Source organism: Pseudomonas fluorescens (assembly GCF_902498065.1).
In the GTDB taxonomy this organism is placed as follows: Bacteria; Pseudomonadota; Gammaproteobacteria; order Pseudomonadales; family Pseudomonadaceae; genus Aquipseudomonas; species Aquipseudomonas fluorescens_BJ.
On the sequence record NZ_CABVIR010000002.1, the window covers coordinates 195,998 to 208,621 of the forward strand.

16 protein-coding genes are annotated in these 12,624 nt (G+C 60.3%); all 16 read left to right on the forward strand.

Annotated elements, in window-relative coordinates; genetic code table 11:
- Positions 1-6: 6 nt before the first annotated feature.
- The 16 genes from F8N43_RS10085 to F8N43_RS10165 all read left to right on the forward strand — a co-directional run bounded on the left by F8N43_RS10085 (position 7) and on the right by F8N43_RS10165 (position 12,576).
- Positions 7-339, forward strand: a complete 333-nt coding sequence (locus tag F8N43_RS10085) for a phage baseplate protein (protein ID WP_150638877.1) — start codon at positions 7-9, stop codon at positions 337-339.
- On the forward strand, positions 336-1,331 hold the full coding sequence (locus F8N43_RS10090; RefSeq protein ID WP_150653699.1) for a baseplate J/gp47 family protein: 996 nt from the start codon (positions 336-338) through the stop codon (positions 1,329-1,331). Before F8N43_RS10085 ends, F8N43_RS10090 begins: the two co-directional genes overlap by 4 nt.
- A complete protein-coding gene (locus F8N43_RS10095; protein WP_150653700.1) occupies positions 1,328-1,963 on the forward strand; it encodes a phage tail protein I in 636 nt (211 codons plus the stop codon). The genes F8N43_RS10090 and F8N43_RS10095 overlap by 4 nt, the downstream gene beginning before the upstream one ends.
- Positions 1,964-3,832, forward strand: a complete 1,869-nt coding sequence (locus F8N43_RS10100; protein WP_150638871.1) for a phage tail protein — start codon at positions 1,964-1,966, stop codon at positions 3,830-3,832. It abuts the gene before it with no gap.
- A 9-nt stretch (positions 3,833-3,841) separates the two neighbouring features.
- On the forward strand, positions 3,842-4,270 hold the full coding sequence (locus F8N43_RS10105; RefSeq protein ID WP_150653701.1) for a phage tail assembly chaperone: 429 nt from the start codon (positions 3,842-3,844) through the stop codon (positions 4,268-4,270).
- A 103-nt stretch (positions 4,271-4,373) separates the two neighbouring features.
- The gene (locus tag F8N43_RS10110) at positions 4,374-4,583 is read left to right on the forward strand and encodes a hypothetical protein (RefSeq protein WP_150653702.1); all 210 of its coding nucleotides are present in this window, start codon (positions 4,374-4,376) and stop codon (positions 4,581-4,583) included.
- Positions 4,584-4,585: 2 nt separating this feature from the next.
- On the forward strand, positions 4,586-5,752 hold the full coding sequence (locus tag F8N43_RS10115) for a tail protein (protein WP_017336747.1): 1,167 nt from the start codon (positions 4,586-4,588) through the stop codon (positions 5,750-5,752).
- Entirely contained in the window at positions 5,752-6,258 is a 507-nt protein-coding gene (locus F8N43_RS10120) for a phage major tail tube protein (RefSeq protein WP_150653703.1), read from the forward strand. The genes F8N43_RS10115 and F8N43_RS10120 overlap by 1 nt, the downstream gene beginning before the upstream one ends.
- Positions 6,259-6,462: 204 nt before the next feature.
- Positions 6,463-7,047 (forward strand): phage tail assembly protein, encoded by a 585-nt coding sequence (locus F8N43_RS10130; RefSeq protein ID WP_150653704.1) that lies wholly within the window; start codon positions 6,463-6,465, stop codon positions 7,045-7,047.
- 128 nt (positions 7,048-7,175) lie between these two features.
- The gene (locus tag F8N43_RS10135; protein ID WP_150653705.1) at positions 7,176-9,236 is read left to right on the forward strand and encodes a phage tail tape measure protein; all 2,061 of its coding nucleotides are present in this window, start codon (positions 7,176-7,178) and stop codon (positions 9,234-9,236) included.
- Positions 9,236-9,619 (forward strand): phage tail protein, encoded by a 384-nt coding sequence (locus F8N43_RS10140; RefSeq protein WP_150653706.1) that lies wholly within the window; start codon positions 9,236-9,238, stop codon positions 9,617-9,619. Before F8N43_RS10135 ends, F8N43_RS10140 begins: the two co-directional genes overlap by 1 nt.
- Positions 9,612-9,824, forward strand: a complete 213-nt coding sequence (locus F8N43_RS10145; protein ID WP_150653707.1) for a tail protein X — start codon at positions 9,612-9,614, stop codon at positions 9,822-9,824. The genes F8N43_RS10140 and F8N43_RS10145 overlap by 8 nt, the downstream gene beginning before the upstream one ends.
- 9 nt (positions 9,825-9,833) lie before the next feature.
- Positions 9,834-10,850: a phage late control D family protein gene (locus F8N43_RS10150; RefSeq protein WP_150653708.1), complete on the forward strand. Its 1,017-nt coding sequence runs from the start codon at positions 9,834-9,836 to the stop codon at positions 10,848-10,850.
- 63 nt (positions 10,851-10,913) lie between these two features.
- Positions 10,914-11,477, forward strand: a complete 564-nt coding sequence (locus tag F8N43_RS10155) for a glycoside hydrolase family 19 protein (protein ID WP_150653709.1) — start codon at positions 10,914-10,916, stop codon at positions 11,475-11,477.
- Positions 11,459-11,995 (forward strand): lysis system i-spanin subunit Rz, encoded by a 537-nt coding sequence (locus F8N43_RS10160; RefSeq protein ID WP_150653710.1) that lies wholly within the window; start codon positions 11,459-11,461, stop codon positions 11,993-11,995. The genes F8N43_RS10155 and F8N43_RS10160 overlap by 19 nt, the downstream gene beginning before the upstream one ends.
- An 80-nt stretch (positions 11,996-12,075) precedes the next feature.
- Positions 12,076-12,576, forward strand: a complete 501-nt coding sequence (locus tag F8N43_RS10165; RefSeq protein WP_150630772.1) for a CinA family protein — start codon at positions 12,076-12,078, stop codon at positions 12,574-12,576.
- Positions 12,577-12,624 lie beyond the last annotated feature (48 nt).

The window sequence follows — 12,624 nt, forward strand, 5'->3', positions numbered from 1 at the left end:
TTTCCCATGATCGGAATCGATAGAAACACCGGGGCGGCGGTCGACGACTGGCCGCAGTTTGTGCAGCGCGCAACCCGAGCGCTGACCACGCCGTTGGGCACCCGGCAGAAGCGTCCTTTGTATGGCTCGCTGATCCCGGATCTGCTGGGCCGCAACCTCGGCGACGACGTGCTGATGCTTGCCCAGAGTCATGCGGCGCAGGCGTTTTACAACGAACAGAACGGCATCAGTGATTTCCAGCCGCAGGTCATTGTCGCCGGCCGCCAGGGTGCCGGGTTGGTCCTGCGATTCGCTGGCACCTGGCAAAACCGCAATCAGACCTTCGAGGTGGTGACATGAGCATGTTGATACCCTGCCAGAACCAGTTGGCCGAACCGTCGATCGTCACCGTCGAAGCGTTCGAGGATTTGCTCGCCGAGTTCAAGACGTTTGTCGTCGAGTACGTCGGCGCCCGGTCTCCCGGCACGGCGGCGAAGCTCAAGGTCAGCCTGGAAAACGAAAGCGAGTTGCTGACCCTGGCGCTTGAGGCGTTTTGTGTGCGCCTGCAAATCCACGAGCGCAAGTACAACGCCCGCATCAAGCAGATGCTGGCCTGGTGGGCGACCGGCAGCAACCTCGATGCCCGTCTTGCGGACATGGGCCTTGAGCGGCAATTGCTGGACCCCGGCGACCCGGCGGCATTCCCGCCGATTGCGCCGGTGTTCGAGAGCGACGACGACGCCCGGTTGCGTTACTACCTGGCGCCGCACGCCCCGGCCGCCGGTTCACGCATGCAGTATCGCCGCGAGGTATTCACCCTCGGCGAGCGTCCTGTGGTGAAGGTGGACACCCATGCACCGGGCGAGGTGACGGTCACGTACACCTTCGATCCGGACGGTTACGCGGCGCAGGTCAAGGACGGCAACGGACGTCGCACCGCGCCCGGTGAGGTGATGGTCACGGTGCTGGCACGAGAGGGTGATGGCGCCGCGTCCGAAGAACTGCTCGACGGTGTGCGCCGGCACTTCGCCCGGCCTGACGTCCGACCGGAAACGGATCGGGTCACGGTGCAAAGCGCTCATATCAAAAACTACAAAATCCGCGTCGTCGCCCGAATCAACGCCGGCCCTGATTCAGGGCTGACCCGGGTTGCCGCGCAGCAACAACTGCACGCCTATGCCCAGAGCTGCCATCGACTGGAGGGGCGGGTCGACCCGAGCTGGATCGACTACACGCTGCATAACGCCGGCGCGGTGCAACTCGAGATTCTCGAACCGGTCGAGCCGATTGTGACGACGGCGTTTGAAGCGCCTTACTGCACCGGTGTCGAGGTCGAGGTGCTCACGCTATGAGTGACCAGACACCGCGCCCGAGCCTGTTGCCAGCCAACAGCTCACCCTTGGAAAAAGCCCTTGATCTCGGCTTTGGTGCGTTGCTTGACCGCATCACGCCGCCGTTCCCCGAACTGATGAACCCGACCTCGACGCCTCTGGCATTTCTGCCTTATCTCGCGGCGGATCGCGGTGTCAGCGAATGGAGCGCCGAGGCTGCCGAGGCGGAAAAGCGTTTAACCGTTGAACTGGCCTGGCCCACCGCGCGGCAGGCCGGGACCCGCCAGGCCCTGGAAAACGCCGCGAAAGGATTGCGGTTAATGCCGCAGGTGCGGGCCTGGTACGAGCAGACACCGCCGGGGGCGCCTTACAGCTTTTCCGTCAGGGCGTTCACCGAGCAACCCTACAGCGAAGCAATCGACGCACGTCTCGACCGACGTCTGGCGGACGCCAAAAGCGAACGCGATCTGTTGTCGGTGTCCGTCGGGTTGAGCGCGTTCGGCAGCCACGTCATTGGCGCGGCGACGCTGTGCGGCGAGCTGACCACGGTGTACCCGATTGTCATTGAAGGGCTCGAAGCCTCGGGTCAGGCCTTTATGGCTGCCGGGCTCTACGCCGTTGAAACATCCACTATTTATCCTCAGGGGGCCTGAATGGCTGACTATTACACCCTGCTCACGAATGCAGGGATTGCCTACGAAACCGCCTGCAAGGCGGCGGGCGTGCCGATCAAGCTGTCACAGATTTCCGTCGGTGACGGCGGCGGTGCGGTCTACAACCCGGCGGCGACCGCCACTGCGCTCAAGCGCGAAGTGTGGCGCGGGCCACTGAATGCGCTGTTCCAGGACGAGAAGAATCCGAGCTGGCTGCTGGCCGAAGTGACCATCCCGCCAGAAGAGGGCGGTTGGTATGTACGCGAGGCCGGGCTCTGGACCGACACCGGGATTTTGTACGCCATTGTCAAATACCCGGAGTCGTTCAAGCCGGTTCTGGCGACGTCGGGCTCGGGGAAAGAGTTTTACATTCGCTCGATTTTCGAGACCAGCAATGCCTCGAACGTCACGCTGCTGATCGACGACACCTTGGTCAAGGCGACGCGGGCGTGGGTAATGGGTTATCTCGCCGATGAGTTGGCCAAGCTGGATGGCAAGCAGTCGGTGCGCGTGGCGGCTACCGGAAACATCGTATTAAGTGGTGCGCAGCAGATTGATGGTGTCGCGGTGGTGGCGGGTCAGCGGGTGCTGGTGGCGGGCCAAACGGCGGCGAAGGATAACGGCATTTACGTTGCTGCCAATGGTGACTGGGTGCGTTCGGTTGACTCGAACACCAGCGCCAAGGTGACGCCGGGCCTGAACGTGATGGTTGAGGAGGGCACTGCGAATGGTGATTCGCTTTGGCACCTGGTTACGAATGGTCCGATTACGTTGGGTACTACTGCGCTGAGTTTTGAAATGCTGGCCGGTAGAACGGGGATTCAGGCGGGGACGTACAAGAGTCTCACGGTCGACAAGTATGGTCGCGCCATGGGTGGTTCTAACCCGGAAACGCTAGCCGGTTTTGGCATCAAGGACACTTACACGAAGCCTGAAATCGAGGCGCTGATTTCGCAGGCTTCGGCGCTGCCGGTCGGGAGCATGGTCGGGTTGCCGGTGAACAAGGTTCCGCCCGGCTTTCTTGAACTTGACGGCAGTGTGCGGAGCATTGCGACTTATCCGGATTTGGCTGCTTTTCTCGGCACGGCGTTCAATCAGGGTAACGAAGGGGCGGGTAATTTCCGTATTCCCGAATCGCGCGGTGAGTTCCTGCGCGGTTGGGACCATGGGCGCGGCGTTGATGCAGGTCGTGCGGTGGGTAGTTACCAAGTGGATGCCCTAAAGGCGCATAACCACGCATTTGGTAAATGGGCTGCAAGTGGATTTGACACAACCGGTGGGCCTTACCTTGTAGGGGCAGATACGGCCGGTGGTCAAATGGCTAACGATGTCACCACCACTACGGGTGATAGTGAAACACGCCCGCGCAACTTGGCGGTGATGTGGTGTATCAAGGCCTGGAATGCGCCGATCAATCAGGGAAATATTGATATTTCGGCGCTAGTTGCTTTGGCGGCTCAGGCGACCGAGATTAATCAGGGCACGGCCAAGGTCGCCACGGCTGCGCAAATGCTCGACAGCGCAAACGATACGGTTATCGCCACACCAAAAAAGCTGCGCCTGGGGTTCGCTTCCAGCCTTACACCAAACGGCTATGTTGTTTTCCCAAGCTGGCTGGGCGGATTGGTTATTCAGTGGGGCGCCGTTAGCTTCCCTACGACTGGCGATAACAGGCTGGCAGTCTCATTTCCTATCGAGTTTCCTGATTCCGTTTTTTACGCCGGTTGGTCCGTGGGGGCCGCCGCGTTAAGCCAGGTTGTTGGGACTTATGTTGATGCGGTGGGAAAACTAGGGATGACGTTAGTCGCGGATAAGCAGGCTTCCGAAGTAGTGACCGTAACTGCGCGCTGGCTTGCGCTTGGAAAATAAGGAGAGGTTATGCGTTTGTACAGTCCGTCTACAGGTTGCACGTATCTGCCCGCGATCCATGGCGCAAATATTCCGGGGGATGCGGTAGAAATGTCGGAAAGCGTTTTCGAATTGGTTATTGCAAACCCAGAACAGGGGAAGGTTCGGGCTCACGATGAAGGGGGGCTCCCTTATTTGGTTGATGCCCCGGTGGTAGTGCCTAATCCCGGCGCTACCGAGCGAGCCTGGCGCGATGCTGAGTTGTCATCGGTGATCTGGTTGCGCGACCGTCACCGCGATCAGCTCGATATCGGCAGCGACACCACGCTGGCCAGCGAGCAGTTCGCCGAGCTGCTGCTTTACATGCAGGCCCTGCGCGATTGGCCTCAATCAACTGACTTCCCCGACAGCCAACACCGACCGACGGCGTCGGACTGGATCGCCGAACAAACCCAATAAACGCCCCGCACCGCCGGGGCGTTTTCTTTTCCGCAAAACAACACCCACACAACACCCGACAGCCCCTTCCCCAAGGGGCTTTTTCGTTCAAGGAGAAACAGAAATGGCAGAACGCCAAACGTACACCGTGCTCCTCCCATTCCCTACCGGGGGTGGTCACTGGTCGAGCATCGGCCAGGAACTGCAACTGCTCGATGTGGAGGCCAACGCGTTGCGCAGCGCTGGTCGTCTGGAGCTGAAAAAAACCGAGGCTCCCGAGTCGGCCTCTACATCCACCCCGGCCAAAAAGGCCGCTGCCAAGAAGGCTGAATAACCATGGCTGAGGTTTTGAACTTCGAGCACAACGGCATCACCGTCAATGCCACTGAATCCCCCGAGGCCATGGGTGGCCTGGGCGACAACGTCATCGGTCTGATCGGCACTGCGCCGAAGGCTGATCCGTTGATTCCACGCAACGCGCCGTTCCGCATCAACAGCTTCACCACCCAGGCGCTGCTCGATCCGACCGGCACCGAGGCGGGCACGCTGTATCACGCCGTTTTCCAGATCCTGAAAGTGGTCAAGGTGCCGGTCTACGTGGTCATCGTCGAAGAGGGCGCGACCCCGGCCGACACGCTGAACAATGTCATCGGCGGCATCGATCCGCTGACCGGTCGCAAGCTTGGTCTCGCGGCATTGGGCAGCGTGCCTGAAGACCTGACCATCATCGGCGCGCCGGGCTTCACCAGCACCAAAGCCGTGGCCGGTGAGTTCGCGTCTTTCGGCAAGCGCATCAAGGCCCGTGTGGTGCTCGACGGCAAGGACGCCGCGGTCGCCGATCAAGTGACCTACAGCCAGGAACTGGGCGGCGCAGAACTGGGTTTCGACCGCTGCCTGCTGGTGCACAACATGCCGTCGGTGTACTCCAAGGCAGCCAAGAAAAATGTGTTCCTGTCGCCATCGAGCCTGGCCATCGCGGCCCTGGCCAAGGTCAAGCAATGGGAGAGCCCGGGCAATCAGGTGACCTTTGCCGAGGACGTGTCGCGGGTCGTGGAATACAACATCCTCGACACCTCCACCGAGGGCGATCTGCTCAACCGCTACGGCATCAGCTACTACGCCCGCACCATCCTCGGCGGCTTCTCGCTGCTGGGTAACCGCTCGATCACCGGCAAGTTCATCAGCTACGTCGGCCTCGAAGATGCGATCAGCCGCAAGCTGGTCAAGGCCGGTCAGAAGGCTATGGCCAAGAACCTGACCAAGTCGTTCATGGACCAGGAGGTCAAGCGCATCAACGACTGGCTGCAAACCCTGGTCGCCGACGAAACCATCCCCGGCGGCAGCGTGTACCTGCACCCGGAATTGAACAGCGTCGAGAAGTACAAGAACGGCACCTGGTACGTGGTCATCGACTACGGCCGCTACGCGCCGAACGAACACATGGTTTATCAACTCAATGCCCGCGATGAAATCATCGAGCAGTTCCTGGAGGACGTTCTCTAATGTTTACCAACCGCGTAAGACAGGCCATCGCGGCCACCCTGCAAGGCCTGCCGTTGTCGGCGACGGTGGAAGAGTTCACCCCGCCGAAGATCGAGTTCGAGATGGAGAACATGACCGGCGGGCGCTTCATCGGCGAGGAAATGGCCAAGAGCGGCAAAGCCCTCACCGCCACGCTCAAGCTGCAAGGAGTGGGCGCAGAAGTCATGCTCGCCCTGGGTGTGAAACTGGGCGACGACATTTTGCTGAACGTCCGTGAGGCCGGTCAGGATCAGGATGGCAACACCTGGTTCACCTACCACACCATCGGCGGCAAGTTGAAGTCCCTGGCCGAGACGGCGCTCAAAATGAATGACAAACCGACCACCACGCTTGAACTCTCCTGCCGCACCTACAACCGTCTGGAAAACGGCATCCCGGTGATCGACATCGACGTGCGCACGCAGAAGTTCGTGCTCAACGGTGTCGACATTCTTGGCGACGCCCGTCGTGCGGTGCTGATCCCTTAACCCCGCAACCCCCGTCCGGCAAACGCAAAACCTGTGGGAGCGAGCTTGCTCGCGATGGGGCCGGCACATTCAACACTGATGCTGACAGACACGCCGCCATCGCGAGCAAGCTCGCTTCCACAAGGGGCTTTACTGCCCAGAAATCTGCATCCATCAACCAGCATTGCTCAACGCCTTCTCATGATTCATCAAGGAATTCATTTCATGTCCTGGACACCTCCTGTTCACGTCTTGTTGTCGCCGATCACGGCCGACGATCAGTCGGTGATCGAGCAGATTCAGCTCAAACCGTTGTACTACGCCGCGCAGAAAGAGGCCCTGGCCCGTGCCGGCGATGATGAGGACGATCAGTTCTTCGAACTGGCGCTGCTGGCCACCGGGCTGTCGGTCAAGGCGCTCGATCAACTCAAACGCCCGGACTACGTGAGCATCGCGCAGTACGTGCATGACATGTCGACCTTGCCGTCGTCGCATTTCCTTGAGCAAGCGGACGAGGGTCAACAACCGTCCGCCGATCCCGACGACGTGAGCTTGCTGCAACCGCTCACCGTGGCGGGTCGCACCCTGACCACGCTGACGCTGGAAATGCCGGTGCTGCGCGCGACCAAAGCGATGAAAAAACTCAAGACGCCCAAGGAACGCGCCGAGTTCATCACCGCCCATTGCACCGGCCTGATGATTCCCGATCTGGCCCTGCTGACCGTGCCCGACTGGACACAGCTTCAGGTACGCATCGACGATTTTTTAAACAAACCGGCGGCCTTCTTTCGGAGCGCGACATCGAAGTAATCCTCGATGTGGTACCGCTCATTTACCCAGTAAGTGAAGCGGACATTCTGGAGTGGGACGTCGGCAAGGCATTGCGCCGCTACGACATTGCGATCACTCGCCTTGGCGTAAAACAGGAGTAGAGCGGGATGGCAGACAGTCAATATCAGCTGTCCGGAGCAGCGATGAACAGCATCGTGCTGCCCCAATCCGGCAGCACGAATGAAGTGGTCGGGTTGGGTGGTCTCAAGGATCATTTCACCCAACTGAGTCTGGACTTGGCCGCGGCCAGTCTCGACATCCGTTTGTTGGTAGCGGAGCAGGTAAAGCTCCGTGAAACACTGGCATTGTTGAACACGTCGCAGCAGTCGCTGCTCAAGGCAAGCGCATCGATGCCTGTGTCCGGCAGTGAGACAAAGTCAGCGCTCAAGGCTGAGGTTGCGCAGCGCTCGCCTCCCGAAGACTTGAAGTCGGCGATGGCGTTGCAGACGGCCATGGTCGATCTCAATCTGAAATTGAAGCTGGACCCTGATCACCTTCAAGCACTGTCCGAAGACAATCAGAAGCTGGCCAGCGACAAACAAATCGCCCCCAGCGGCGCTACGCCAGTGCAACTGGCGCAGGCTCAATTGGCGGCGGTCAACGCGGGGCTGGTCAAGGGCGTCAAACCGGAGGACCTGCAGCAAGCGCTGACTGATTTCGCCCGCGACAGTGGCGTCATGGCGTCGGCGTACAAGATTGACATCAAAGAAGCCGGCGCGATCATGACCGGCTGGCGCACCACGTTGGGCCTTGATCGAGCAAAAAGTCTCGACTTGGGCAACGCCGCTACCCGCCTTGGCGCCAGTATCAATTTGAATGCCTCCGCGACAGACATCGGCTCGGTCGCCCAGCGCGGCGGCAAGGAGGGTTTTGCGGCGGGCATGACGCCAGAGCAGGTGGCGGCAATCGCGGCGGCACTGCTGAACGCATCTGTGGGCAAGGACGAGGCCGGCGCCTCGTTGAACACGCTCGGTACTGCTTTTGGCAAGGGCAGCAACGCTACGGCAGAGCAGCGAACAGCTTGGGCGCAACTTGATATCGAGCCGGGCGCGCTGGCCAGCAGAATGCGCACGGATGCATCGGGGGCGATCAAGGATGTGCTGGCGGCGCTGAAGAACAAGCCTGCCGAACAACAGACCTCATTGATCAAGACGCTGTTTGAGGGCGATGAAGGCATCCGCAAGTTGGTGATGGCGCCTCAGGATCTGAAAGCGGCGTTCACGGTGGCTTCCGGCGAGGGCTCGATGGCGCAGACCGCCGAAGTCCGAGGCAACACCTCGCAAGCACGCTGGAATGCGCTGGATGCGAGTTTGACCCGGCTCGGTACAGCGATTGCCAACGCGGTGTCTCCGTTTACCGACCTTGCAATGCTGAGTGCCGATAAAGTGCTCAGCGGCTTTAGTGCTGTGGTTGAAACGTTACCGAAAGTCGCTGCTGCCTTGACGTTGCTCGGCGCTGCACTCTCGACTCCGTTACGCGGAGCCATCTTGAACAAACTGGTAGCCGTTGCGTCCTCCACCACCGCAGAACTACTGAAACCGGACGCTGCTATCCAGCCGCAACTGCATTCGGATAACACCGACACCTCTCGTCCAACGATGCGCAATCGGCTGGTCACCTCTGCGGCCAGAGCCAAGTCTTTCACTGGCAGGCTGGGTGCTCCTCTGACGATCGCCACTGTGGCTTACGACGGGATCAAAGCGTTGATGGCCGGAGATTTCAAAGCGGCTGCCGGTGCTGCCGGATCAGGTGTTGGCGCACTGGCCGGTGGTTATGCCGGTGCTGCAACCGGTGCCATGATCGGCAGTTTCATCCCTGTCCCCGTACTGGGGACTGCTGTGGGCGGCCTCATCGGCGGCCTCGTGGGTAGCTACTTCGGCAGCAGCTTGGGAGAAGAGGCAGGTGAAACCCTTTACACCGCTGCCGATCGACTTCAGTCACCCGACCAGGTCAGCAAAGACCTGACCGGCGTTCCGACAGACAACCGACAGGTCAACTATTCGCCGGTGATCCAGATCAGCGGCGGCGATCCGACGGACTCCGAGCGCGTGATTGAAAAGATCATGGCAAATCTGCGCCAGCATTTTAACGGCGAGTTTATGCCGTTGATGATGACCAATCCGCTCGCCGTGCGCAGTGACGCGGCCCTGACCGATGGAGGTATGTGATGCGTCAGCAAATGGCGTTGGGTAACTTCATTTTCGGCCTGTCCAGAAACTTCGCCTACAGCACGTTGGCGCGTACCTCGGACGGTGGCTGGAAGACCATTGACATCCTCACCAGTAAACCCAAATCCAGCCAGATCGGCCAAGGCCTGCAAGGGCTGACGATTACGGGCAGATCGATGTACGCGACGGCCATGGATCGGCTTGATGAGCTGCGTGCATTGCAGGCGCAGCGCATCCCGGTGCCGTTGGTTGACGGTATCGGTCGGAACTGGGGGTTGTGGCAGATCAGCAAGATCTCGGAGAACCAGGAAAGCGTCATCGATGACGGCACCGCGATGATGGTTGGTTGGGTGATCGAATTGACGGAGTTCGCCAATGCGTAGAGTTCGAAGTGTTGCCGGTGATTCGGTGAATCTGTTGTTGTACCGCGAGCTTGAGCGTAGTGATGATGCTGCCGAGGAAGCGCTCTGGCGCCTCAATCCGCTGCTGGCCGAACAGGGGCCGGTATTGCCGGCGGGGGTTTGGGTTGTCCTGCCGGAACTGGACTCAAAACCTATTGCAGCCACACCGGTTTCGGCCTGGGATTAAGGAGGCACCATGTCACTGGGTTTCACACCCTCGGCGCAGATTTACGGCGCGAACGCTGCGCTGCTCAATAAGCGATTGATCTCGTGGCAGCACATCGACGCGGCGGGGATCGAGTCCGATCAACTTATACTCACTCTCGATCTGGAAGGGCTCGACGGGCTGCCGGATCTCGGCGGCAAAATCGGTCTCAGGGTCGGTTACCTCGAGTCGGCCCTGATCGACAAAGGCCAATTCGTTATCACGCGACGCACGCCGACGCTGTTTCCCTTGCGTCTTACGCTGGTGGCCACGGCAGCGCCGTTCAGTGCGGCGGATCAAACCGGGTTCAAGCAGCGCCGCTCCGTCAGTCACGGTCCGACGACGCTGGGAGCGCTGTTTCGCCAATTGACCTCAAGGCACGGTTTCTCGCCTCGTGTTGCCCCGGACCTGGCGTTAATCAAGATCGAACACATCGACCAGTCCAACGAAACCGACATGGGGTTTCTGACACGACTTGCCTACCTTCATGACGCCGTCGCCAAACCGATCAACGAACTGTATGTGCTGGCGCGGCGCGGTCAGGCGAAATCGTTGTCGGGCAAAGTGCTGCCAGACATAAAGCTGTCGGTGACGACCAACAATCGGCCAGGCGAACACGCCTTCATTGCCGCCACGCTGGATGAGACCAGCCGAGCCAAATATCAGGGGTGCAAGACCAGTTGGTGGGATGCAGCGGCCGGTAAAGTGCGTATTGAGGAAAGCGGCATTGCCCCGTTCAAGACAGTCCGCCAGCGCTACCACAGCGCAGACGAAGCGCGGGCTGCCGGTGAGGGCGAGGTGCGCCGGATGATGCGTGAAGCGCTGAAGGTAAAGATCGACTGCCCCGGTCATCCGGGGTTGTCTGCCGAAGGTCTGATATTGCTGGATACCACTTGGCCCGATTTCATGCGCGGTCGTTGGTCGATTGACAAGGTCACGGCCAGCGGCAGTCGCCAGAATAGCTATCGTTGCTCGATCGAGGCGACCTGTCTGGACGCCCGGTCATAGCCTGCGGGCCGAATTCACTATGAAACCCCGGGGCTCCGACGGGTGCCCCGTTCAAGGGATGCGATGACGATTACACAATCACAACTGCAAAAGATCATGCCCAACGCCCGCAACCAAGCGGGCGTTTTCATTTCTGCTCTCAACACCGCCATGGCTCGCTCCAACATTAATACTCCCAAACGCATTGCTGCTTTTCTGGCGCAGGTTGGTCACGAGTCCGGCCAGTTGCAGTACGTGCGCGAACTCGGCGGTGATCAGTATTTGAACAAATACGACACCGGCACGCTGGCCGTTCGATTGGGTAATACCCCCGCGCTTGACGGCGACGGGCAAACATACCGGGGACGTGGGCTCATTCAGATCACGGGTCGTCAGAACTACCGACAATGCAGCCTGGGATTGTTCGGCGACGAGCGTCTGCTGAGGTTGCCGGAACTGTTGGAGCAACCGCAGTGGGCCGCCGAATCCGCCGCGTGGTTCTGGGCGCAAAACGGCCTCAACGAACTGGCCGACCGCGGCCAGTTCAACAGCATCACTCGGCGGATCAACGGTGGCCTGAACGGGTTGCAGGATCGTTTGCAATTTTGGGCACGGGCGAGGGCGGTGTTATGCCAGCCTTCGGTTTGATGTCCGCGTCCTGGCGAGTCATTGGCGCTGTTGTGTTACTGGCTATGTTGGCCGGCAGTTCGGCGGCGCTGGCCTGGCGATTTCAGGAGGGGCGTTACGGGCGGCAATTGGCGGAGCAAGCCAGGGCGCAGGCCGAGACCTTGAATCAACTGACAGTGGTGGCCGCCACTCGACAGCAGGCCGATCAGGATAAACGGCTGGCGCTGGAGCAACGGCTATCGGCCAGTGAACACACCCATTACCGAGCGCTGAGCGATGCCCAACGTGATCAAGGTCGCTTGCGCGATCGTCTTGCCACTGCTGATGTGCGCCTGTCAGTCCTCCTCGATGCCCATGACGCTGCCTCAGCCTGCGCAATGCCAACCGCCGCCAGCGCCGGCAGCGTGGATCATGGCGCCGCACGAGCCCGACTTGACCCGGCGCATGCTCAACGAATTATCGCCATCACCGACGCAGGCGACCGTGCACTGATTGCGTTGCAGGCCTGTCAGGCCTACATCAGAGCGCTCGGTCGCTAACATTTTGATCGATCCTGTAACTTGCAAGCGTGATCCGCTCGTGTACGGTAGTTCCCATTCCGCCCGCTCAGGAGATGACCGTGAAAGAAATCACCCAACTGGCCGCTGAACTGGGCAGACGCCTGCAGGTTCTCAATGCTCACGTGACGGCAGCCGAGTCCTGTACCGGCGGCGGCATTTGCGAGGCGATCACCCGGATTCCGGGGAGTTCGGCGTGGTTCGAAGCCGGTTATGTGACGTACTCCAACCGTCAGAAGACCGAGCAATTGAATGTCCCTGTCGAGTTGTTCGCGACGGTGGGGGCGGTCAGTCGCGAAGTGGTCGAGGCCATGGTCCGCGGCGCGCAGGAAAAAAGCCGGGCGTCTTTCGCCGTGGCGGTCAGCGGCGTTGCCGGCCCGGATGGTGGTTCACCGAACAAGCCGGTTGGCACGGTCTGGCTGGCCTGGGGCGTGGGTGAGCGGGTGTTCAGCGAAGTGCAGCACTTCCCTGGTAACCGCGATGAGGTCCGCCGACAAACGGTGAAGGCCGCGCTAGAGGGGCTGCTGCGCCATGCCGCTGGAGAAATCTCAAATCAGGGGTAGGCGATCCTGAATCGCTGTGGAATAATACTGGCTACTTATACAGGTGTT

Coding starts and splice junctions, on each gene's coding strand:
- F8N43_RS10085 (WP_150638877.1), top strand. CDS start 7: ATGATCGGAATCGATAGAAACACCGGGGCGGCGGTCGACGACTGGCCG.
- F8N43_RS10090 (WP_150653699.1), top strand. CDS start 336: ATGAGCATGTTGATACCCTGCCAGAACCAGTTGGCCGAACCGTCGATC.
- F8N43_RS10095 (WP_150653700.1), top strand. CDS start 1,328: ATGAGTGACCAGACACCGCGCCCGAGCCTGTTGCCAGCCAACAGCTCA.
- F8N43_RS10100 (WP_150638871.1), top strand. CDS start 1,964: ATGGCTGACTATTACACCCTGCTCACGAATGCAGGGATTGCCTACGAA.
- F8N43_RS10105 (WP_150653701.1), top strand. CDS start 3,842: ATGCGTTTGTACAGTCCGTCTACAGGTTGCACGTATCTGCCCGCGATC.
- F8N43_RS10110 (WP_150653702.1), top strand. CDS start 4,374: ATGGCAGAACGCCAAACGTACACCGTGCTCCTCCCATTCCCTACCGGG.
- F8N43_RS10115 (WP_017336747.1), top strand. CDS start 4,586: ATGGCTGAGGTTTTGAACTTCGAGCACAACGGCATCACCGTCAATGCC.
- F8N43_RS10120 (WP_150653703.1), top strand. CDS start 5,752: ATGTTTACCAACCGCGTAAGACAGGCCATCGCGGCCACCCTGCAAGGC.
- F8N43_RS10130 (WP_150653704.1), top strand. CDS start 6,463: ATGTCCTGGACACCTCCTGTTCACGTCTTGTTGTCGCCGATCACGGCC.
- F8N43_RS10135 (WP_150653705.1), top strand. CDS start 7,176: ATGGCAGACAGTCAATATCAGCTGTCCGGAGCAGCGATGAACAGCATC.
- F8N43_RS10140 (WP_150653706.1), top strand. CDS start 9,236: ATGCGTCAGCAAATGGCGTTGGGTAACTTCATTTTCGGCCTGTCCAGA.
- F8N43_RS10145 (WP_150653707.1), top strand. CDS start 9,612: ATGCGTAGAGTTCGAAGTGTTGCCGGTGATTCGGTGAATCTGTTGTTG.
- F8N43_RS10150 (WP_150653708.1), top strand. CDS start 9,834: ATGTCACTGGGTTTCACACCCTCGGCGCAGATTTACGGCGCGAACGCT.
- F8N43_RS10155 (WP_150653709.1), top strand. CDS start 10,914: ATGACGATTACACAATCACAACTGCAAAAGATCATGCCCAACGCCCGC.
- F8N43_RS10160 (WP_150653710.1), top strand. CDS start 11,459: ATGCCAGCCTTCGGTTTGATGTCCGCGTCCTGGCGAGTCATTGGCGCT.